This is a genomic window from Chryseobacterium electrogenes (genome assembly GCF_053553015.1).
This window is the reverse complement of sequence record NZ_JBNPPB010000002.1, coordinates 2,574,349-2,596,473: the sequence shown is the minus strand read 5'-3', so window position 1 is coordinate 2,596,473 and position 22,125 is coordinate 2,574,349. Positions and strand designations below refer to the sequence as shown.

Here is a 22,125-nt window from a genome sequence, read left to right as displayed (position 1 = left end):
TTTTGTTTAAATTAAATTGCTGAAGAAACAAATACTTCTGGATTAATCTTTTTAATCAAACCTTGAAGTGTTTTTCCTGGACCAACTTCTATAAAGGTTCCAGCGCCATCTTTTATCATATTCTGCACACTTTGCGTCCACTTTACAGCGCCTGTTAACTGAGCAATTAGATTCTTCTTAATCTCTTCTGGATCAGAAACTGCAGTTGTTGTAATATTTTGATAAACAGGAATCGTTGCCTTACGGAATTTAGTCGCCTCTATCGCAGCAGACAACTTCTCTTGTGCTGGCTGCATTAACGGTGAATGAAATGCACCATTAACTGGCAATAATAAAGCTCTTTTAGCTCCCGCAGCTTTTAATGCTTCACAAGCTTTTTCTACAGCGATTGTTTCACCAGAGATTACCAACTGTCCTGGGCAATTATAATTAGCAGGTACAACAATACCATCAATAGTTGCACAAATCTCTTCTACTTTAGCATCATCTAGACCTAAAATAGCAGCCATAGAACTTGGATTAATATCACAAGCATCTTGCATTGCTGTAGCTCTCGCCGCAACCAACTTTAATCCGTCCTCAAAAGAAAGAACACCGTTAGCCACCAATGCAGAAAACTCACCTAAAGAATGCCCTGCAACCATCTGTGCTCCAAGAGCATCTACAGCTTTAACCGCCGCAACAGAATGAATAAAGATAGCTGGTTGTGTAACTTTAGTTTTTTTAAGATCTGCTTCTGTACCATTAAACATGATGTTAAGAATATCAAATCCTAGAATTTCGTTAGCCGAATTCATTAAATCTTTTATGTCTTTTCGGGCATCATATAAATCTTTCCCCATACCAACATATTGTGAACCCTGACCAGGAAATACAAGTGCTTTCATATATTATTTTATCTATTAAAAATTAAAAGTTGGTCGTTATAACCAACTTATTCTATATTATGGAACTAATATCTTACAACGCGATAACCATTGTTAATGTAAGCACCGTTAGGCTTTACCCTTTCGAACTCAAACTTACCCGCCAATTGCGTTTGTGATTTGTTCATTTGTTTAAAAATCTCTCCTTTTTTGTTTTCTCTCATCAGCATATCATTCACCACATCAAAACCTACAACTGCATATTTGGCTGGAGTTTTACAATATTTTGCTTTGTAATCAGCAAGGATTTTTTTCTCAAAGTCGCCATCTGTATTAATTTTTTTATCAATTAAATAGACTAAACTAGACTTAGAAAGGTCATCTGCTTTTTTCTCAAAACTTGGACTGTAGAACATACTGAATGCTTTAACACCATCAGCTTCTTTACTCAAAGCAATAATTTTGTTAGCATAAGCTGCACCCATATTTTCTTCATCGTTAGCTAAAATTGTGATTACCGGAGCGGATTGTCCCGTCATCATATTTTGATCTAATTGAATGTCTGAAGGATTATTTACAATTGTAATATTAGATTTTTTAAGTGCTTTTTCTAGACCCAATTTTACAGCATTAGCATTGGCCTTGTTGGCATCTGCAACTATATAAATTTTCTGATCAGAAAAAACCTGAGACACTTCTTTTACCATACGGTCTACATAAGCATCAACATTAGTCTCTATGATAATTAGATTACTGTAATCGTATAGATCTTCCGAATTGGCAAAAGGTGCAACCACTGGGATTTTTTTCCCTTTTACGAAGTTAAGAACATCTATAACATTGGTTTTGAAAAAAGGACCAATGATTAGATCTGTATTATCTTGATTAATCTGTGAAATACTATTTTTAAAAGCATTTTCGTTACCAGCGTCGATTACTTTAATATCAAGTTTCATCCCGTTTTTCACTTGACGCTCGATAGCTAACTTTGCACCAGTCAAAAAATCCAAAGACATACTTCTATACTTAGTATCATTGGCATCAAAACCAAATGGTAACATCAATACAACATTAAGATTATCTCCGCTTTTTTTAGAATACATCGGGTCTTGCTTCTTGATTTTTAGAACCATTCCGGATTTCAAACCACTGGCAAGATCTGGATTAAGCTCTAAAAGTTCATTAAGCCCAATGCTATATTTATTGGTAATCCCGAAAACCGTATCACCACTTTTGACAGTATAAGTAATATAATCATCATTAGATGACATATTCTCTTTTACGGATGTAGTTGTTGTTTTTGTAGGGATTTCGCTCTCTGTATTGTTGGTATTACTATTATCTTCTATTGTAATATTAACATCGCCTTTAACTTTAATCTTATCACCTGCAGATAATCCTTTGGCTTCTAAACCTGGATTAAGCGCGAAAAGTTGTTTTTGAGTAATATTAAATTCTCTAGAAATTTTATAGTAATTATCTTTAGCTTGTACAGTATAAAAATCGTCAGAATTACTGTTACTAACTGCTGGCTTCACAACATTAGTACTGACAGTAGTCGCTGCATCACCACCATATTTCTTGATAAGATCCAGAGGTAACTTTACTTCGTCACCGATTTTCATATGAGAATCTAGTTCAGGATTATGTTTTCTAAGATCTGCTTCTGAGATATGGTATTGTTTTGTTATACCATAAACGGTTTGTTTTGGTTGCAAAATAATACTACCAACTTTAGCAGAAGTATTAGATGTCGTCTGTGGTGCTTTTGTAGCAACTTTATCACCAGACTTGCCAATAACTAAAACATCTCCAATATTAAGAGTACCATCTTTAATTTTAGGATTAAGTTTATAGAGTTCATCCAGAGTAAGTCCATATTTTTTTGAAATACTATATGGATTTTCCTTAGGTTCTACTGTATGAGTCTTCTGTGCATTAATTGCCAAAAAACTAATTAATCCCGATAAAATAAAGATTTTTTTCAACATCGTCTATGATATATTTTACAAAAATAAGGCTTTAAAATTAAATAGTAGAAATTATCATTTCAGAATTTTCCACATTCATTTTTTGGTAACAACTATCAAGCCATTTACTACCTGAATCACCATAAAAAACACTGAAATTATATTGTCTCTCTTGCCAACTTCCACCAGGATGAATACTCAAAAAAAGCTCATCCATACGTTGCAGATATTCTTTCTGCTTAATTTTTTCTGCTCGTAGCAATCGTTTTTTCATTCTGTCGAATGACTTTAGCTGTCTTGTTTCTTCGGCTTCAACAAGGTTAGCAAAACTTTTATCCGTTATTGAAGCAGTAACTTTGATATCAGCAAAGGATTGCACTAGATCTTTTTCCTTTTGTTGTAGCAGCGTCAGAATTTCATGATTATCTAATAATTGATGACTAACCAACTGAGCCAAATTCTTAAACAGATCTTCAACCGAAAGATTTAGTTTTCCCAGTTTTTCTATTTGCTTTTCCTTAAGAAATAACATAGAATTACGAGGAATCAAAACCGGAAACGGAACATTAATATTTTTAAAATAATCCGTTAACTCAATCCAATACATGATCTCGGCATTACCACCAACATAAGCCAGATTAGGCAAAACCGTCTCTTGATAAGCCGGACGCAATACTGCATTAGGACTAAAACGTTCTGGATGCGCTTGTAAATCTGCTAAAATTTCTTCTTGACTAAACTGAATATCTGTATCTAATACAAAATATCTACCTTCTCGATACTCTATTCTATTTCTCGTTTCGGTGAGATAAAACAAGTTAATTTCTCGCGGGTTAACTTGTACTTTATGATAATTCTTTTGTAGAAAATCTATTTGATTTTTAGTAGAATGATATAATTCTTGATGTAGAAGTTCTTTCTCAAAAGTTGGAATCATTAGACTTTTCAGCCTCTTATCGTCTCCGTCTATCATCAATAATCCAAACTCCGAAAATAATCTATGCACCAATAATCTTGTGGCTTCTGCTAAAGAATGACCTTTTTTGTAGGCTTCTTTCATCATCAAAATCAACTCTGTGCCGAAAACATGATCTCGAAATTCTTCTTGAAATACATTGATAAAAAACTGATCTTCAATATTAATTCTGCCAACGGCACCGCCCGATTGAGCTTTTATTTCATAATAATGATTTTCCGTTTTAAAATGATCTATTTCCTCAAAATCGTGATCTTCTGTTGCCATCCAAAATATGGGAACAAATTGTTTATCCGGAAATTCGGTTTTTAAAAATTCTGCTGTTTTTATCGTTTGCAAAATTTTATAAATAAAGAAAACTGGCCCCGAAAATAAGTTAAGTTGATGCCCCGTAGTTATCGTAAAAGTATCTTCTGATGATAAAGCATCGAGATTAGAACTTTGCTTTGCAGAAAGTACCAAGCCTGATAGTTGTGATTGCAATACATCAACCAGTGCGGATCTATTATTACGAGAAAATGATTCTCCCTTCTCTTTAATTTGGTTTTTAAAATTAGAGATAGAAAATTTTTTATCATTAACAGACGTCAGTTTATCATCCAAAAAATCTTTGATTAATTGAGGAATACTGTCTATATTTCGAAAATCGATTGTCATAATAATTTCAAGATTAACTGAATAAATACCACACAATCCCTAGATTCAACCTAAAGTCATAGATTGGAAAATAAGGCGCCGAAAAAGATTTGTTCTGTGTAAATGTCGTATTGAAATGCTGTGCTTCTACATAGAAAAACATACGTTTAACTTTCATATTAAAGTATGCATCCGCAATAGGTTGTCCGCCGATATTGTAAGCATTATTATTAGGCAAAATAAACTCATTGAGCACAGGAGAATAATCTCTGGAAGCAAATTTTGAGAAGTAATACACTTTGACACCAGCTTGTATCTCAGCAGCATCTTTAAAGGCTTTGGACTGCCAATATACATTAGCTCTACCTACAAAACTTGGCATTGGATAAAGTTCTTTTCCTGATAACGCATTTTGAAAATGCAATCTCGTATTGAGATTGAATTGACCGTATTTAAAAGTCGCCTCACCACCTATTTGTGATATATTAAGTGCATTAGAACTTTGTAAAGATTGCCCAACATTATTAAAATAAGCATAATTATCTATCCTAAAATAATTAACAAAAAGCTTACTATCAAACCATTTTAGCCCAACTGTACCTCCAATTTCAGTTATTGTTTGATTTTTGGGATTGTCCAAATAATAATTATAGTTAGCATAATTAGACGTGTTAATCAAGTTATTAAAACTTGGTACAGCACTTTGAAAATTAAAATGCGCATCTACAAGATAATCTTTAATTGGCTCAAATTGAACTTGATTATTTGTTTTTATAAAGCTTCCAAAAGATTTACCATTAGAAAACTCCAAGAAAGAGACTAATCTCAATTTATCCCACAATTTGATTTGTAAATTCCCAACAGCTCCGATACGATTTTCCTTCAATTGATCTGGCGTATTGAGAGAATCTAGCCTAAATTTGTTACCAAGACTCAACAATTGATGTCTAAGACCTGCATCAAATTTGAAATTATCATTATCCCAAACCAAACTAAAAGTATTACTGAGATTATCAGAATATTTTTTTGAGTTGAGAGGAAAGTCTTTTACAAGAGTAGAACTGATATTAGGACTTGCACTGACTTGATTGAAATAATACTTATTTCCTTGATGAGAAATAGTGTGTCTTAATTTAAAAGGATATCTATCTGGATTAAATGGTGAAAATTCTTGGCTAAAATAATACCGTCTATAATATAATCTAGAAGTAACCCCAGTTAATCTAGTCTCTATATTTTGGCGATTATTAAATCTAGAATCTCCACTTAAGAAAACATCAAGATCCGCTATACCACCATATTCTTCATTACTAACATTCTGATGAAGATAATGCGCATAAGCCTCGTATTTGTTATTTTCTGACTTATAATGCGCCGAAAAAACAGTGTTATTACTCGCTGCCAAACTATTTCTGTACAAACCTGGTGAACGAAGCCCCATGTACTCTAATGCAAAATTAAATTGCTTACCTATATTCTGCGTATAAGTAGATTGCAGAGCAGCACCACTTTTCATAGCATTATGATAGATAAAAGTCGTCGTAGGTGTCTTGACATCATAATATTTGATATCATTAGATCCTAAGATAAAAAAAGATTTGTTAGTTGGCAAAACTGAGAGATTTTGCTCAGAATTGGTTTCGAAAACCAAAGGTTGAAAACCAGATGCGATATTGGCAAATTGAATTTTGCCAAAATTATCACGATTATTAAATTGTGTAAAACGGTAATAATTATCAATAGGAAACCCAAGATCAAATGTTTTCTTATCTGAAAATTGGGTTTTAAATTGATAGTCATCTAAAGTCGGCTTGTAGATTTCTAGAGAATCTTTTGTCCCAGAATCTACAACCAATGTATCTTTTATTGAGTTGTCCGCTATCTTCACCTGAGCCTTGGTAGGCATCATAACGGAGAATAAAAATATCGCTAAAAATAAGTATTTCATTCAAAACTTTTGAAATACAAAAATACACGATTTTTATTAATTAGTTATTGTTCATATAATCAACTAATTTTATCATGTCCGCTTCCTTGCTAAGATTAATTTTATTCTTTTGCGCAAAGTCCAATAAAGCCTTTTGATTAGCTACTGGAATCTGAGACATATCACTAATTTTTTTTGTTAGCTTATAATACCTATCGCCTTTTGAGATCATGTATACATCTTTTTCTTTTGCATAATAATCGTTAGCATCTTTACCATAAGCATTAGGGCTTTTTTCACCTTTAAGAAGCTCTACCCTTTCTCTTTTATATAAATTATATTCATTTCCTTTTTTAAGTAAAACTAAATAACCTTGCTTTCTATTACCATCCAAATTATAGGTTAAACAAACATAAGTTTTCTTAAGATCTGGAAAAGTAATTTCTAAGCCATTTTCTTTATTTGCAAAATAAACTTCGTTATCTTTTGTAAACTCCATTTCGTCTTCATAAGCATTATACCTTAGATCTTGCACGTTTTTACTATACGAAGGAATAATTACTTTAGAAAAATCTTTGCTTGTTGTGTAAGCGGAGCCATCTATAACATTTTCTTTACTAGTAGGCCTATTTGCTCTAGTAAAGAACGTCCCGGTAGAAAATGATACATTCTCATTACCCGCTTGTCCGTAGCTCATCTGGGCAACAATTAAACCTAGTATTAAAATACTTTTTTTCATAATATATAAATTGGTTAACAAATATAATAAAAAAAAAGAGCCACTTATAAAATAAGTGACTCAATAAAATATCAGATTAATTACAATTAACCTTTATAATTATCATATCCTGGATTACCTTTAACAGGTGTATTTTGGATATCCGTTTCGCTTCTAGGAATAGGGAAAGCATTGAACTCCAATTCTTTTTTTGCAGTAGCTGGTCTTGGTACAGTATCACCCCATCTTCTTAAATCCCACTGACGAAGACCTTCACCAAGAAGTTCTTTCATTCTCTCAGCTTTAAGCATGGTCATATTAACAGATGTAATATCTTTTAATTGATCTGCTACCGTAGTAACACTTCCATCAGTACCTTGGATATCTGTTAATCTATTTACTAGAAGTAGCTTATAATACTCTAATGCTTTAGCAGCACTTCCACCGTTTATCTCAGCTTCAACACCGTTTAACAAAATTTCTTCTACTCTCAACATTTTGATATTATCAGCTCCTACAGCATTTGTATATTTACCTGGTTTTTCATTTTCAGATAAATAATACTTACCACCAGTTACATAAATCAAACGTTTTCTAATATCATTGTTAGCATAAGCATTGTAAGCAGATGCATTTACCAAGATATTATCATAACCTCTTCTATTTAATCTTTGACGGTAAGAACCTGTAGACAAAGAAGAATTAAGACCAACTGCTAATTCGAAAATAGAGTTAGGTGCAGCTCCATTCATAACAAATTGGAATGTTACTTGATGTAAATCTGGAGAAGCTACAGTTTTGTTAACACTAAGAACTTCATTAGTCAATTGTCTTACTTTAGCATAATCACCTTTGTATAGATAATATCTTGACATCATCCCCTTAAGACCAGTTACAGATAATTCTGCCTTAGCTGATTCTGAAAAATAAGGAGTGTTAGTACTCATCAATTGAACTGCTTTAGCAAAGTCAGCCTCAATTTGTGCTTCAGTTTCTGAAATAGTAGCTCTACCTTGTATTGCTCTAGGATCAAATTTAAGAGGTAAAACAACTCCTAATGTTCCATTAGGAATATATTTTTGACCATATAGTCTAAATGCATCAAAGAAAGCGACAGCTCTCAAACCATAAGCCTGACCTTGAGCATATCTAGCTGTGCTTCTATCAATATCACTACCTGTTATAGTATTAGTATCTGTATTAATTACAATGTTAGCTTTACCAACAGCAGTATAAATTTGGTTATAAGTTGCTGATGCATAGCCATCGTCAGAAAGCATATTGTAGTTATAAACTCTCGTATAATAACCTCCGTTTGTAGTACTATACATTTCGTCAGAACGGATTTCTGCATATGCTAAGAAATCTGCTCCATAGTAAGCTGTAGCTCTCATAGAGCTATAGATACCTCTTACGAAAGATCTCATCTCGTTAGTTGTAGTTAATGGCGCGGCCTCTACATCTTGATAAAATTCTCTATTAACAAAGTCATCAGAACAAGAAGTTGCACTAAGACCTAAAGCTAAAGAAAGGATTCCTATTTTTATTGTTTTATTCATTACTTTAATTTTTTTTTTAGAAACTTAGATTAACACCGAATAAAAATGACTTTAGAACTGGTAAACTTAAGTTAGTATATCCAGCTACGTTTACTTCTGGGTCAAATTTTAATCTATCATCAAATCTATGAGTCCATGCATTGTTAGCCATAACATAAACTTGAACATTAGATAATCCTGATCCTTTTAACATATCACCTTGGAAGCTATATGCAAGTCTAGCATTTGATAATCTAATGAAATCTGTATCATATAAGAATCTTGTAGATGCAGAATTTGAGTTTTTGTTACCTCCATATAAAGGCTTAGGGTTAGCCGCATTAGTATTAGTTGGCGTCCAATAATTACCCATTACATCTCCGTAACCTGGATAATTTATAGTATATTGACCATCACTATAGGTATATAATGCCCAATCATCATAAACTTTACCTCCTACACCATATGTAAACTGTAAATCAAGAGAAAATCCTTTATAAGATATTGAGTTATTAAAACCTCCAAATAATTTACTTAAGAACGTACCTTGTACTGCTTGTTGTGCTTTAGCATAATCATTAGTTGTTTCTCCATCACGTCCGTTAATGTACCATAATGGATCTCCGTTTGCAGCATCTACACCAGCCCATTTTCTTAAATAAAATGCTCTAGCACTTTCACCAACTCTTAGCGTCGTTGTACTACCATTAACAGATGCTCCATAAAGTTCAGTAATTTGATTATCTAAAGTTGATAAATTACCGCCGATAGTCCAATTAAATTGATCTCTATTTCCTTTAAAGATATCTGCATTTACAGAAAATTCAAAACCTTTATTCACTAATGAACCAACATTTTGAGGCATATTTACTAAACCTTGTGATGTAGATAATGGAACGTTATAAATTAAGTTTTTCGTTTTCTTATTATAATACTCTGCTGAGATTTTAACTCTATCTCTAAATAGCCCTAAATCTATCCCAACATTGAATGGATTAACAGTTTCCCAAGATAAGTTAGGATTGATAACATTACTATATGTTGCAGCTGGAGTATCGTTGTAATTAGTTGTATAACTGTAAAGCGCGTAAGGATTAGCAGAGACTTGGTTACCTAATTTACCATAAGATGCTCTAAACTTGAAAAGAGAAATCTGATCAATCTCTTTCAAGAAATTAACTCTCGCTAAATCTACACCTACACCTGCTGACCAGAAATCACCTCCTTTTTTGCCAGGCATAAACTGAGATAAAACATCTCGTCTGTAAGACGCATCCAATAAGATCAATCTATCATAATCATAGTGTGCAGTTGCAGCATAACCATATCTTGAGCTAATACCTCTCGTACCTTCATAACCATAAGGAACAACAAAGTTGCTTAAGGTCTCTAAGGTTGGCGTACCAACACCTATCCCAGTACTCGATATAAACTTACGATCTGTTTTATAAGCTTCTTGAATTAATGAAACACCAACATTATTTAATCCAAACTTTTGAGAATAATCTAAAATATTCTGTACGTTAAAATTAAAATATCTGTTAACAGATTCTCTCTTCATACCACTATAATTATATCCATCACCGTGGATAGGATTCCAGTATCTATCTTCTTCAACACTAACATACTCAGGAGAGAATACAAAACGATATGTTAAATGATCAAGTACTTTGTACTCAACACTTAAGTTAGCAAAAGCTCTTAAAGCCCCAGCTTGACTATAGTTTTTTTCTAAAACATAACCTGGGTTCATCATGTTATTGCTTAATCTAGAAGTCACTGGATCAAAATACCAAGTCCCATCAGGATTACGAGCAGGATCCGTAGGTCTATTGAAGTATTGCGCTAACATTGGGTTAGCAAATCCTCCTCCATCTCCTAAAGTTCTAGTCTTAGAATGGGAGATTTGGAAATCTGTACTAACTTTCAATTTATCTGTCGCTTGGTACGTCAATTTAGTACTATATGACAATCTTTTGAAAAATGAATTACGAATAATACTGTTCTGATCAAACATATTAGCAGAAGCATAATAGGTAAACTTATCATTACCACCACTCATACTAAAATCAGCATTGCTTTGGTAGCCATTCTTTCTAACTATATCATCCCACGCAGTATTATAAGGCGATTTGAAGATACTAGTAAAAGTTGAATTTACAGCACCATTAGCAATTTGTTCATTCGTTAAATCACGTCCTAAGTAATTATTAACTCCATCTCTAAGATAATCCTTATACTCTTGAGCAGTGAAAGGGCGACTCATACTAACCGCTTGCTGGTTAACACCATTGTTAAAAGATAGGTTAAACTTAGGCTTACCTTTTTTACCAGACTTTGTTGTAATAACGATTACACCTGCTCCAGCATCAGCACCATATACCGCCGTAGAAACAGCATCTTTAAGTACAGTTACAGATTCTACATCATCAGGATTCATGTTAGCCAAGATATTCGCAGTTGTATTAGAAGTCGTTAGATCTCCATTAGCAACCCTAACCCCATCAACAATATATATAGGTGTAGTCACCCCGTTGATAGAAGAAATACCACGTACACGTACGCTTGCCATACCACCTGGCTGACCAGAAGCACTACCTGCTTGCACACCTGTAACACGACCTTGTAACATCTTATCAATAGAAGCTACAGGAAGATCATCAATAGCTTTAGACGTCATCGTACTAGTCGATCCCGTCAATTCTTGCACTGTTTTTTTTTGTCCAAAACCTACGACAATCACTTCTTCAATCTCTTTAGTTGAAGCTGTATCTTTAGCTTTTTGCTGTGCGAAAGCTGCTTGCCCTGTAAAGAACAGAACTCCAGCAGTTAACACTCTTAATTTTACATTCATATTAACACTATTTAATATTTACAATGCACAAATATGTTAATTATTTTTAACATATACAAGTGAAAATTCTAGCTATTTGTTAAAATAATAAAAAACAAATCATCAAAAAAAATATTATATAAATAATTAAATGTCAATTTCATCTAATATATCACATTCCAAAAACCAAACCTAATATTAATCCAAAAGCAACAAAAATAAAATATCATACTTGATTTTAAAAAAAATAAAGTCCAAAACAAAAAATATCACATATTTATCACCAATAACAAGACATTAATTAAAAATCTCCTCAAAATTAATATCAAAAAAATAGGTTTAAAAATTGAAAAAAAAATCATCCCTTAAAAAAAATAATTTAATATCTTTGATATAATAATTAATTTTAAAAAAACATGAAAAAAATCATATACACTGCGGTAATTTTGATATCCTTCAAAAGCTTTGGGCAATCTGCTATTACAAGAATCCTTGACTCTGACCCAAGAATCTCAACTACATTAAGAAGTAACAATGTATACGACCCAACAAAAAATAATAACACAATAGAAGGAAATCCTTACACTAATCCAAATTTCACGCTTGCGAACATACCGAGCATTAATGCTCCTATAAACTTCAGATACAATGCCTATAAAGACCTTATAGAATTCAAAGATGCCGAAAACATTTACGAACTTCCAAAAGACAAGGCGTACTCACCAATTATCTTACAAAATAATACAAAGATCGTCCTAGAAAATAACAAAGATGGCAGTACTTCTTATTACACAGAATTATACAGCAACAATGACATCAGCCTACTAAGAAAAGACAAGGTATACCTAAGTGACCCAAAAGCTACCGACGGTTACAGAGAAGCTACTCCTGCTAAATTTTCCTCTTTAAAAACAGAATATTTTCTAAAAAAGAACGATGTCATATCAGAATTTCCAAAAAATAAAAAAGCTGTTCTAAATTCATTTAACAATAGTGAAATCGAAAATTACCTTAAAAAAAATACTTCATTTTTAAAAAATGAAAATCAACTGATAGAACTTACCAAATTAATTACACAGCACAAGTAAGTCACTAAAAATAAAACTTTAAACTCTACCAAATAATAGTTATTAGGAAGAATAAAACAACCTTGATTCTAAAATTACAATTAAAGAATCAACTCCATAAATCTTTACAAATCTCAAGTATATAGAATCACACAACAACCCTTCTTTTTTAAACCAATATTATTATTTCAAATAAAAAGCCAAAGCGAATTGCTTTGGCTTTTATAAATACTTTTAAACTCTAAAGAATAAAAATATAATATATACAATGTAAAATTAAGGTGTTGCTTTATAACCTGGATTTTGCTGGATCACTTTGTTTGCCTGCAACTCCGCCCTTGGTATAGGCAATGTCCATCTATAATCTACAATAGGAATAGTCACTGGAGCTGTTTTAGTATAATCATCCACGACACTTCTATCAATAGAGACTCCCGCTACTGCTCCAAGTCGCTTAAGATCTATATATCTATGTCCTTCAAATGATAATTCTATCCTTCTCTCTTTTAAAATATCTACCAAAGCATCTTTAGCAGTATTATAAACTGGAAGCGATTTAATACCTTTAAAGTTTCTAGCATCTCTAACAGACTTAATGTAATCAGCTGCAGAAACAAAATCATTTGAGTTAACTGCACATTCTGCCAAAATAAAATACATCTCAGACAACCTAAATACTTTAACATCATTACGCAATAACATGCCCGTTCTACCTGGATATTTTTTTATAACCAACGCATCTGCCTTCACATAATCAGCATTCGATAAATAATCATTCCCATCTAATATTCTAGATGTAGCATCTATATTGATATACTTTCTTATATCTCCATCAATACTATTCATCAGATTATAAAGATTACGCCCCATATCAAAATTAGAACCTGAATATGTAGAAGAATTAGTAGCAAAAAGACCTCCAATATTCTCCCATGCATTAGTATTAGGTCTACTAAGAGAGAATATAACCTCACCTCTTTCTGTATCCTGCAACATCCTCATGTAAGGATTAACAGTAGAAAAATTATTCAAATTTCTATGCCAAGCCCTAGAGGGCTTATCATAACCATCTAAAGAGCTAACAGGGACAGGCGTTGCAGCTGTCAACTTCAATCCTGACTCTGATATTGCTTTTTGAGCATAAACTTTTGCTTCTGTATATTTTTTTGTATATAGGTAATACCTTGCCTTTGTTGCATATATCATAGACTTTGTAACAAAATACTGAGACGCATTTCTAGCATTACTTAATAAATTAGCTTCGGCATAATTAAGATCATCTTCTATAATTTTATAAACTTCAGCATTTGTACTTCTTGGTAATTGCGTATTAAAAGTAGGGATATGATCTAACACTATCGCGCCTAAGGCATTAGGATCCGAAACATTAGGAGAAAAGTAAGTGATTAATTGCAAATAAGAGAAAGCCCTAAGAGCTCTAGATTCTGCGATATAAGAATTATAAGCTAACTTTTCTGCATCAGTTGGTACTATATTCTTAGCACTATCTAAAAATCTTACAACTCTATTTATCACAAAATAATTATCACCCCAGATTGATGCAGCATCACCTGTTGTAATATCTAAATAAAATTGATGAGGACCAATACCAAACCCAGAATTGAAAGGACCAATACCTACTTCGTCAGTAAATTGAGCTGTTAAATTAATCTGCCCAGTAACTGAAACTCCATTATATATATCACCATCCAAAACTCTCTGTAAATCAGAAGTTGACTTGTATACATTTTCATTAGTTAAGTTACCTTCTTGGATAATATCTAATGCATCTCGACAAGAAGAGACCGTAGCAACAGCTGTTGCACAAATTAATAACTTTATAATATGTTTTTTCATGATATCAAATTTTAAAATTCAAAACTAGTTCCTACAGAAATTGTTCTTGGATTAGGATAGCTTCCTAACGGGAAGGTACCTAGACCTTCTGGATCATAACCATTATATTCTTTTCTCCACAAATATAAATTCTCTCCCTGTACAAAAACTTTAAGATTTTTAACAAACGCTTTATCAGAGAATCTTTTTGGCAGGCTATACCCCAACGTCAATGACTTAAATCTAAGAAATGATGCATCTCTTAAAAATCTATCAGAAGTTGCGCTATTATCCCCACCTGACAAAACATCCCAGCTAGGTATATCCGTATATCTATTATCTGGCGTCCATGCATTTAACAAATGTTTTGATACATTGTACCCATCCATTGCATAACCTCTACCTAAGTAAGCCCAGTATTCTTGATTGTCGGTTCTATAATAATCAGCTTGAAATGAAAATAAAGTATCTAAGAAAAATCCATTATATTCGAAATTAAAACCAAATCCTCCTATGTAAGCCGGAAAATAATTTTTACCTGTAGCTCTTCTATCATCCTCCCTTGGCGCATCTGTTATAGTATTTCCATTTTTATCCAAATACATCATTTTACCAGTATTAGGATCAATACCAAGATAAGGTACTAGATTCCATTGATAAACAGGGCCACCAACTTCATTTATTAGAGATCCTGTTATTTGCGGAACCTGCAAGTCAGTAATTGAATTCTTATTATAAGAACCATTAGCAAAAACAGATAACTTTAGTCTTTCTTTATTAAGCATTTGATATCTTAACATCAACTCTACTCCCCTGTTTCTTATACCTCCATAGTTACCTTTATATTCATATAAACCATTGATAGCAGACACCTGAACATCTGTAAACAACTTAGTAGTTTCCTTATTGTAAATATCAATATTACCCTCTAGTCTATTATTAAAAGTTTTGAAGTCTACACCAATATTAGCTTGAGCAATCTCTTCCCACTGTAATACTTCATTTCCTAATCCCGAAATATAAAACCCTCCGGCAGCGTTATTATATGAAGGCACAGAACTATTGTTAACAGACAATACATCTCTAACTAAATTAGGCATTTGTATCATAGCATTTGAACCATAAGGTGGCGCTACAACATTCTGATTACCTTGAGTACCATAAGATCCTCTAAGTTTAAGCATTTGGAATCCCGAGTTACTCATAAACTCTTCTTTGTCAATATTCCAACGAGCTCCTACAGACCAGAACGTCCCCCATCTATAATCTTTTGTAAATCTATAAGAACCATCTCTTCTAATAAGACCACTAACTCCATATTTCCCCGCATAATCGTAATCTAATGTTGCAAAATAAGCAAGTGATCCCGCATCAATTTTTCCTGCAGTAGCACTTTTTTGATATCTAATCACAGGATTACTTGGAACAGAATTATCCACCATAGTAGCAACATATCCCTTCCCAGTACCCATAGACCAAACTCTAGGATCTAAGCCTTCATTAACTTGTGAACTGGACAAAGCATGAACTTTGGTATATTCTAAAAATGCACCTAAGTCCAATTTATGATCAGCACCTAACTCTAAAGAATAACTTGTACTGGTAACCGAGTTGAAATTAAACTCTCTCTGATTATAAATCTGCTCATGCCCGCCAAATGGATTCTGAACTAAGGAACTCTTACTTGTATTAGCAACGACTAAAGCCAGATATCCTTTAGGATCTCTACCTGTATCACCATTTGTATTTCTATAATCAAAGCCCGATCTATTAGAAACCGTCCATTTATCATTTAACTTATAAGAAACTGTTGTTCCTGTAAATATATTAACATCTTGAATTTGATGGAAAACACTTCGGTTCCTAAGAATATCCTGAAGAACATATGCTGCCTTTCCTCCAAAATAGTTAGGCGTCACAGTACCACCCTCACTTAATATATCAAATAATTCTTGCCCAGTATTAGCAATAGAAGATGGTAAAGAAGGATTACCTTGTAAAGCACCCAATAATGGATTTTGAAGAACAAAATTACTAATATCCTGAGTCTCTTCCATCAACTGATTTCTCTTAGAGTAGGCTAGACCTATCTGCACACTGTAGTTAAATCTATTATTTTGGGACTTACCTGTGATATTATTTCTAAAGGTCATCCTTTGAAAATTGGTAGTTGGCACCATCCCTCCTTGGTTGATATATCCCAATGATGAATAAACACTAACATTTTCTCCTCCGAAGGTAGAATTAATATTATGCTGCTGTACTAAGTCTGGTTTAAAAAACTGCTTACCCCAATCCGTAGTAGGCGCTTTAGCTATCTGTTCGTTTGTCATTTGTGTTGCCGCTGTAACCCCCAGATTCTTCTGGATTGTCAGAAACTCACTAGCATTAGCTAAATGATACCTATTTTGCGGTAAAACACTTATACCTGTTGTATTACTGTAGCTAAAAGATAAAGGAGAATTAAACTTACCTCCTTTAGTTTTCACAATAATTACTCCATTTGCACCCCTATTACCATAAATTGAAGTAGCCGCAGCATCTCTTAAAATACTTATTGTATCAATATCTTCCGCATTGATATTCCTAAACTGATTAGCATTAGTAGGTACACCATCGATAACAATTAACGGATCAGTCGAAGCATTAAGCGATGAGATACCCCTAATTACAACATCTATCTTTGCAGAACCTGGAGACCCAGAGCTAGAAGCAATCGTCACACCTGGAGCAGATCCTTGTATAGAATTCAAGAATGAAACATTAGGCCTATTCTCTAATACTTCTGCAGATATAGTTGTATTGGCACTAATATCCTTTGGCTTAGTTGTTACCTTACTATATCCTAATACTACTACTTCTTCAATTTCTCTAGACTTTGTTACTGTATCACTCTTCCCTTTAGAGTTCTGAGCTAAGAAGCTCTGCCCAGTAAAAAACAGAACCCCCATTGTTAACACACGTAAATTTACATTCATATTATCATGATTTTTGTAATTATAATGCAAATATGTCAAAAAATATCATTACAAACAATTTATTTTAAAAATATTTGCAACTAACTTATTTTTTATTAACTTTGCTTATAATGTTAATATTAATAGATATTTCAAAATAAACAAGAGTTAAAGTTAAAAATTAACATGATAAAATAGCCAAATAATAAATATTACATTTTACAAAACAATTATAAAAATCTTAATTTAAATTTATGAAAAAATTACTACTTTCTCTATCAACTGCTCTTTTATTAAGTGGCAGCTTAAGTGCTCAATATTGGGCTAATCAATTCACAGGATTCACCGTAGACTCTAGAGGGATTGCGGGGATGCACGTTAAAGACGCCAATACCGTATGGGCTTATGCTTTTGACGGTAGTAAAGCATCAGCACCTAATATATATGAATATACCAAGACCACTGATGGCGGAAATACTTGGACTGCAGGTGAAATTACCATAGATGATACTTCATTGACTATACATAACATTGTAGGGATCGATGCTAATACTGCATGGGTAATGACTACTAGAGAAGATGGATCTGGTGGTCTTTATAAGACAACTGATGGTGGAGAGTATTGGGAGTTCCAAAAACAAGCAGACCAAGAGGACTCTTTTAATAACTGGACTCATTTCTTTGATGCCAATACAGGATTATTAGGTAGCGACCCTGTTAATAATTATTTTGAGGTACTAAAAACAACTGATGGTGGTACAACTTGGGCTAGAATTCCTTCTACAGCCTTCCCTCCTCTTTTATCTGGCGAATGGGGCTATACAGGTGGTGTAACATTTGTAGGAGATACTGTATTCTTCTACACAAACAAAGGAAGAATCTTTAGATCCACAGATAAAGGTAACACTTGGACAATTGCTCTTCCTGCTGGATTTGTAGTTGATTTTGGTAGTACAGAAAATAATGGATTGATGGCATTTAGTTCAGCGACAAAAGGGATGGTATTTAAAAAAACAGGATCTACAGGATTAGCATTATACAGAACAACAGATGGTGCTAATTGGTCACAAGTAAACTACACAGGTATTACTGCCGCTAATTCTATTAATTCCATCGCATATGTACCTGGCACTGATGTTCTACTTGCAACTTCCGCAGTGCAGAATAATTCTGGGTCTTGGAAAAGTTTAGACAATGGGACAACATGGACTCGTATCGATAATTCACAACACCTTAATGTTAAATGTATCGATATTTCTAATTGTTATTCTGGAGCATTCTCAAATGCAGCATTAAAAACAGGTATGCATAAGTCAACAACTGCTCTTGCTGTAAATGACATTAAATCAAAAGCTAAAGCGATTTCAGTTTCGCCTAACCCAACTTCAAGTGTATTTAGTATTAACTCTACAGGATTTGATGCTAAAACTACTAAAGTTACGGTTACTGATATGACTGGTAGAGTTGTAAAAACATTCGATAACAGCAGCTCTTATAATGTATCAGACTTAGCTAAAGGAACTTACATGGTAACTATAAAAGATGGTAATTCTGTTGATACTCAGAAATTAATTAAAAACTAATTTTAGTATCACGACATTTTTAAAAATAACTGGCCTATAATGGTCAGTTTTTTTTGATAGCAACCTAAAGAGTTTTTTTTAATCTGAATTACTTCTTAATAAAGCTATAAATCGATATAGAAACAAATCTACTATCAATACAATATCTAGTTTACAATACAGTATTGTATAAATAAAAATCCCCAATGCTAATGCACTGGGGATTAATTATAAATAGATTTTACCGTTTTTGGCTACTATTATTTCAGTTTTTTCTTAACAGCTACTTCTTCGTAAACTTCTAAGATATCACCTGACTCAATATCATTGTAACCCTTTAAGTTAAGACCACATTCGTAACCTTTTGTTACTTCTTTAACATCGTCTTTAAAACGTTTTAAACTTTCTAATTCGCCGTCATATTTCACAATACCGTCACGCAATAGTCTGATTTTAGAATTTCTAGCCACTTTTCCTGTAAGAACCATACAACCTGCAATTGTACCAACTTTAGAAATCTTGAATACCTCACGGATCTCTACGTTACCAATTACTTGTTCTTTGATCTCAGGAGAAAGCATACCTTCCATCGCTTCTTTAACCTCGTCTATAGCAGCATAGATGATAGAATAGTTTCTGATTTCAACCTCTTCTTTATCTGCAATATCCTTCGCGTTAACACTTGCTCTAACGTTAAATCCAATAACAATTGCATCAGATGCAGCTGCTAATAAGATATCACTTTCGGTAATCTGACCAACTCCAGAGTGCAAGATATTAACTTGGATCTCTTCTGTTGATAATTGTTGTAACTGATCAGATAATGCTTCTACAGAACCATCTACGTCACCTTTAAGGATAATGTTCAACTCTTTGAAATCTCCTAGTGCAATACGTCTTCCGATTTCGTCTAACGTTAAGTGCTTTCTTGTACGTAAAGTCTGCTCTCTTTGTAGTTGCTCTCTCTTAGTCGCGATAGTTTTAGCTTCTTTTTCGTCTTCATAAACTCTAAACTTATCACCAGCAGTTGGTGCGCCGTCTAGACCAAGAATCGTCACAGGAATTGATGGTCCTGCAGCTTCCATTGGTTTTCCTCTTTCGTCCAACATGGCTTTTACTTTACCGTGGTTTTTACCCGCAAGGATATAGTCACCCACTTTAAGCGTACCATTCTGAACTAAGATTGTAGAAACGTAACCTCTACCTTTATCTAAAGCAGCTTCAATAACAACACCATTAGCAGTACGGTTAGGATTAGCTTTAAGCTCTAACATTTCTGCTTGTAATAGTACTTTCTCTAATAAAGCATCAACATTATTACCAAATTTAGCAGAAATCTCTTGAGACTGGATATTACCACCCCACTCTTCTACTAAAATGTTCATCCCTGATAATTGTTGTCTAACGTTATCTGGATTAGCATTAGGCTTGTCAACTTTGTTTAAAGCAATAATCATTGGTACACCAGCAGCTTGTGCGTGAGCAATCGCTTCTTTGGTCTGAGGCATTACATCATCGTCCGCAGCAATCACAATAATTACGATATCCGTAACCTGTGCACCACGAGCTCTCATCGCCGTAAAGGCTTCGTGACCTGGCGTATCTAAGAATGTAATACGTTGTCCTCCTTCTAACTTTACGTTATAAGCGCCAATGTGCTGTGTAATACCACCAGATTCTCCAGCAATAACATTCGCTTTACGGATATAATCCAAAAGTGATGTTTTACCGTGATCTACGTGACCCATTACCGTTACAATTGGTGCTCTCGTGATTAGATCTTCTTCAGAGTCTGTTGTTTCTTCTTCTAACGCTTCTTCTAGGTCAGCATCCGAGAATTCGATTTTATAACCAAATTCATCAGCTACCAATGTTAAAGTATCTGCTTCTAGACGTTGGTTCATTGTAACCATAACACCTAGAGAGAAACAAGCTGAAATAACTTCAGTTGGACTTACATCCATTAAGCTAGCCAACTCATTAACCGTAATAAATTCGGTTACCTTAAGTGTTGTATCTTTAGCATCACGCTCTTGTTGAAGTTCGTCTTGCTCTCTTCTCCAAGAACGTTTATCTTTTCTGTGTTTAGCTCCTTTAGATTTACCACCTTTATTGGTTAGTTTTTCTAAAGTTTCTTTAATTTGGTTTTTAACTTGCTCGTCTGTTAATTCTACAGGCATAACACGTGCGCCACCTGGACGATTGTTACCACCTGGGCGATTATTACCGCCTGGACGATTATTGTTACCACCTGGACGATTGTTACCACCTGGACGGTTATTGTTATTACCACCTGGACGATTACCGCCTTGTTGATTACCACCTGGACGGTTGTTGTTACCACCTGGACCAGAAGTATTATTTCCACCTTGGGTGTTACCCGCTTGAGGCGTACCTGGCTTCTCTATTCTTTTTCTCTTTTTCTTTGCAGCGTTAGGACCTCCAGCATTAGAAGATTTTGGCTTAGGTGCAAATTGAGATAAATCTACCGTTTGTTTTAAAATCTTTGGTCCGTCTAGTTTTTGGTAAACAGTTTCGATTTTTTCTGGCTCGGTGCTTTCTGGAGTTGCAGGTGCTTCTTCAGCTTTTTTCTCGATGATAGGTTTTGCTTCAACTTTAGGCTCCACTTTAGCTTCAACTTTAGGAGCTACTGGTGCTTTAGGTGTTTCAACAGCTTTAACTTCTGGTTTTGGCTCTTGTTTTACCGGTTGTTTTTCTACCTTATCTTTTTTAACAGGTCTATTTCTGTTCTCTAGTTGAGAAAGATCTATTTTATCTAAAACTTTAAATTCTTGCTTAGATTCTTCTTTCTTCACTTCCGCAACCTTTGGTTGTTCTATAACAACAGGTTCTGGTTTTGGCTCTTGCTTTGGTTCTTCAGCAATTGGTTTGTTAGAATCAAGGTCTATTTTACCTAAAACTTTAGTTTCAGGTTTAATGTTTGCTTTGGCTCTTATAACCTCAGGTGCTTTTTCTTCGATCTCCAGCTTTTCTTCTGGAACTTTAGAAATAACAACCTCATGAGAAGCTTTACGTTGTTCTCCATCTTTTTTGAACTCAGCTTCTAATGCAGAATATGCCGTTTCTTCTAATTGAGCGTTAGGATTGTTAGTCTCTACCTCGAAGCCTTTGGACTGTAGAAACTCTACCATCCTGCCCATCGAAATATTAAACTCCTTAACCGCTTTATTTAATCTAATTTTTGGCATTTATAAATTTTTCTTTTTAATCTTTAAATT

Annotated in this window: 12 protein-coding genes; 2 read left to right on the top strand and 10 right to left on the bottom strand. The window is 33.7% G+C overall.

Annotated elements, in window-relative coordinates:
- Window positions 1-11: 11 nt before the first annotated feature.
- The 7 genes from fabD to ACQQ6V_RS11870 form a co-directional block, all read right to left on the bottom strand.
- A complete protein-coding gene (gene fabD / locus ACQQ6V_RS11900; protein ID WP_448845743.1) occupies window positions 12-887 on the bottom strand; it encodes an ACP S-malonyltransferase in 876 nt (291 codons plus the stop codon).
- A 65-nt stretch (window positions 888-952) separates the two neighbouring features.
- Window positions 953-2,857, bottom strand: a complete 1,905-nt coding sequence (locus tag ACQQ6V_RS11895) for a LysM peptidoglycan-binding domain-containing protein (protein ID WP_448845742.1) — start codon at window positions 2,855-2,857, stop codon at window positions 953-955.
- A 37-nt stretch (window positions 2,858-2,894) separates the two neighbouring features.
- Window positions 2,895-4,469, bottom strand: a complete 1,575-nt coding sequence (gene bshC, locus ACQQ6V_RS11890) for a bacillithiol biosynthesis cysteine-adding enzyme BshC (protein ID WP_448845741.1) — start codon at window positions 4,467-4,469, stop codon at window positions 2,895-2,897.
- A gap of 13 nt (window positions 4,470-4,482) precedes the next feature.
- Window positions 4,483-6,396: a putative porin gene (locus ACQQ6V_RS11885; RefSeq protein WP_448845740.1), complete on the bottom strand. Its 1,914-nt coding sequence runs from the start codon at window positions 6,394-6,396 to the stop codon at window positions 4,483-4,485.
- 40 nt (window positions 6,397-6,436) lie between these two features.
- Window positions 6,437-7,114 carry a hypothetical protein gene (locus tag ACQQ6V_RS11880; protein ID WP_448845739.1) on the bottom strand — a complete coding sequence of 226 codons (678 nt, stop codon included), beginning with the start codon at window positions 7,112-7,114 and terminating at the stop codon, window positions 6,437-6,439.
- Window positions 7,115-7,200: 86 nt separating this feature from the next.
- Complete coding sequence (locus tag ACQQ6V_RS11875) at window positions 7,201-8,652, bottom strand: RagB/SusD family nutrient uptake outer membrane protein (protein ID WP_448845738.1); 1,452 nt, start codon at window positions 8,650-8,652, stop codon at window positions 7,201-7,203.
- Window positions 8,653-8,668: 16 nt separating this feature from the next.
- Complete coding sequence (locus ACQQ6V_RS11870) at window positions 8,669-11,485, bottom strand: SusC/RagA family TonB-linked outer membrane protein (protein WP_448845737.1); 2,817 nt, start codon at window positions 11,483-11,485, stop codon at window positions 8,669-8,671.
- A 395-nt stretch (window positions 11,486-11,880) separates the two neighbouring features.
- Between ACQQ6V_RS11870 and ACQQ6V_RS11865 the strand changes: the two genes are divergently transcribed.
- Window positions 11,881-12,552, top strand: a complete 672-nt coding sequence (locus ACQQ6V_RS11865) for a hypothetical protein (protein ID WP_448845736.1) — start codon at window positions 11,881-11,883, stop codon at window positions 12,550-12,552.
- Window positions 12,553-12,807: 255 nt separating this feature from the next.
- On the opposite strand, the gene ACQQ6V_RS11860 is transcribed toward ACQQ6V_RS11865, so the two are convergent.
- Both ACQQ6V_RS11860 and ACQQ6V_RS11855 read right to left on the bottom strand, forming a co-directional pair.
- Window positions 12,808-14,388, bottom strand: a complete 1,581-nt coding sequence (locus ACQQ6V_RS11860) for a RagB/SusD family nutrient uptake outer membrane protein (RefSeq protein ID WP_448845735.1) — start codon at window positions 14,386-14,388, stop codon at window positions 12,808-12,810.
- Window positions 14,389-14,399: 11 nt separating this feature from the next.
- Window positions 14,400-17,345, bottom strand: coding sequence for a SusC/RagA family TonB-linked outer membrane protein (locus ACQQ6V_RS11855; RefSeq protein ID WP_448845734.1), 2,946 nt, complete (start codon window positions 17,343-17,345; stop codon window positions 14,400-14,402).
- Window positions 17,346-17,578: 233 nt separating this feature from the next.
- On the opposite strand from ACQQ6V_RS11855, the gene ACQQ6V_RS11850 reads away from it, so the two are divergent.
- On the top strand, window positions 17,579-18,907 hold the full coding sequence (locus ACQQ6V_RS11850; protein ID WP_448845733.1) for a T9SS type A sorting domain-containing protein: 1,329 nt from the start codon (window positions 17,579-17,581) through the stop codon (window positions 18,905-18,907).
- Window positions 18,908-19,146: 239 nt separating this feature from the next.
- On the opposite strand, the gene infB is transcribed toward ACQQ6V_RS11850, so the two are convergent.
- Window positions 19,147-22,095, bottom strand: coding sequence for a translation initiation factor IF-2 (gene infB / locus ACQQ6V_RS11845; RefSeq protein WP_448845732.1), 2,949 nt, complete (start codon window positions 22,093-22,095; stop codon window positions 19,147-19,149).
- Window positions 22,096-22,125: the final 30 nt, after the last annotated feature.

Bases quoted from the DNA above. Each gene is read 5' to 3' on its own strand.
- bshC (WP_448845741.1), bottom strand. From the start codon at position 4,469: ATGACAATCGATTTTCGAAATATAGACAGTATTCCTCAATTAATCAAA.
- ACQQ6V_RS11850 (WP_448845733.1), top strand. From the start codon at position 17,579: ATGAAAAAATTACTACTTTCTCTATCAACTGCTCTTTTATTAAGTGGC.
- ACQQ6V_RS11895 (WP_448845742.1), bottom strand. From the start codon at position 2,857: ATGTTGAAAAAAATCTTTATTTTATCGGGATTAATTAGTTTTTTGGCA.
- ACQQ6V_RS11860 (WP_448845735.1), bottom strand. From the start codon at position 14,388: ATGAAAAAACATATTATAAAGTTATTAATTTGTGCAACAGCTGTTGCT.
- fabD (WP_448845743.1), bottom strand. From the start codon at position 887: ATGAAAGCACTTGTATTTCCTGGTCAGGGTTCACAATATGTTGGTATG.
- ACQQ6V_RS11865 (WP_448845736.1), top strand. From the start codon at position 11,881: ATGAAAAAAATCATATACACTGCGGTAATTTTGATATCCTTCAAAAGC.
- ACQQ6V_RS11880 (WP_448845739.1), bottom strand. From the start codon at position 7,114: ATGAAAAAAAGTATTTTAATACTAGGTTTAATTGTTGCCCAGATGAGC.
- ACQQ6V_RS11870 (WP_448845737.1), bottom strand. From the start codon at position 11,485: ATGAATGTAAAATTAAGAGTGTTAACTGCTGGAGTTCTGTTCTTTACA.
- ACQQ6V_RS11885 (WP_448845740.1), bottom strand. From the start codon at position 6,396: ATGAAATACTTATTTTTAGCGATATTTTTATTCTCCGTTATGATGCCT.
- infB (WP_448845732.1), bottom strand. From the start codon at position 22,095: ATGCCAAAAATTAGATTAAATAAAGCGGTTAAGGAGTTTAATATTTCG.
- ACQQ6V_RS11875 (WP_448845738.1), bottom strand. From the start codon at position 8,652: ATGAATAAAACAATAAAAATAGGAATCCTTTCTTTAGCTTTAGGTCTT.
- ACQQ6V_RS11855 (WP_448845734.1), bottom strand. From the start codon at position 17,345: ATGAATGTAAATTTACGTGTGTTAACAATGGGGGTTCTGTTTTTTACT.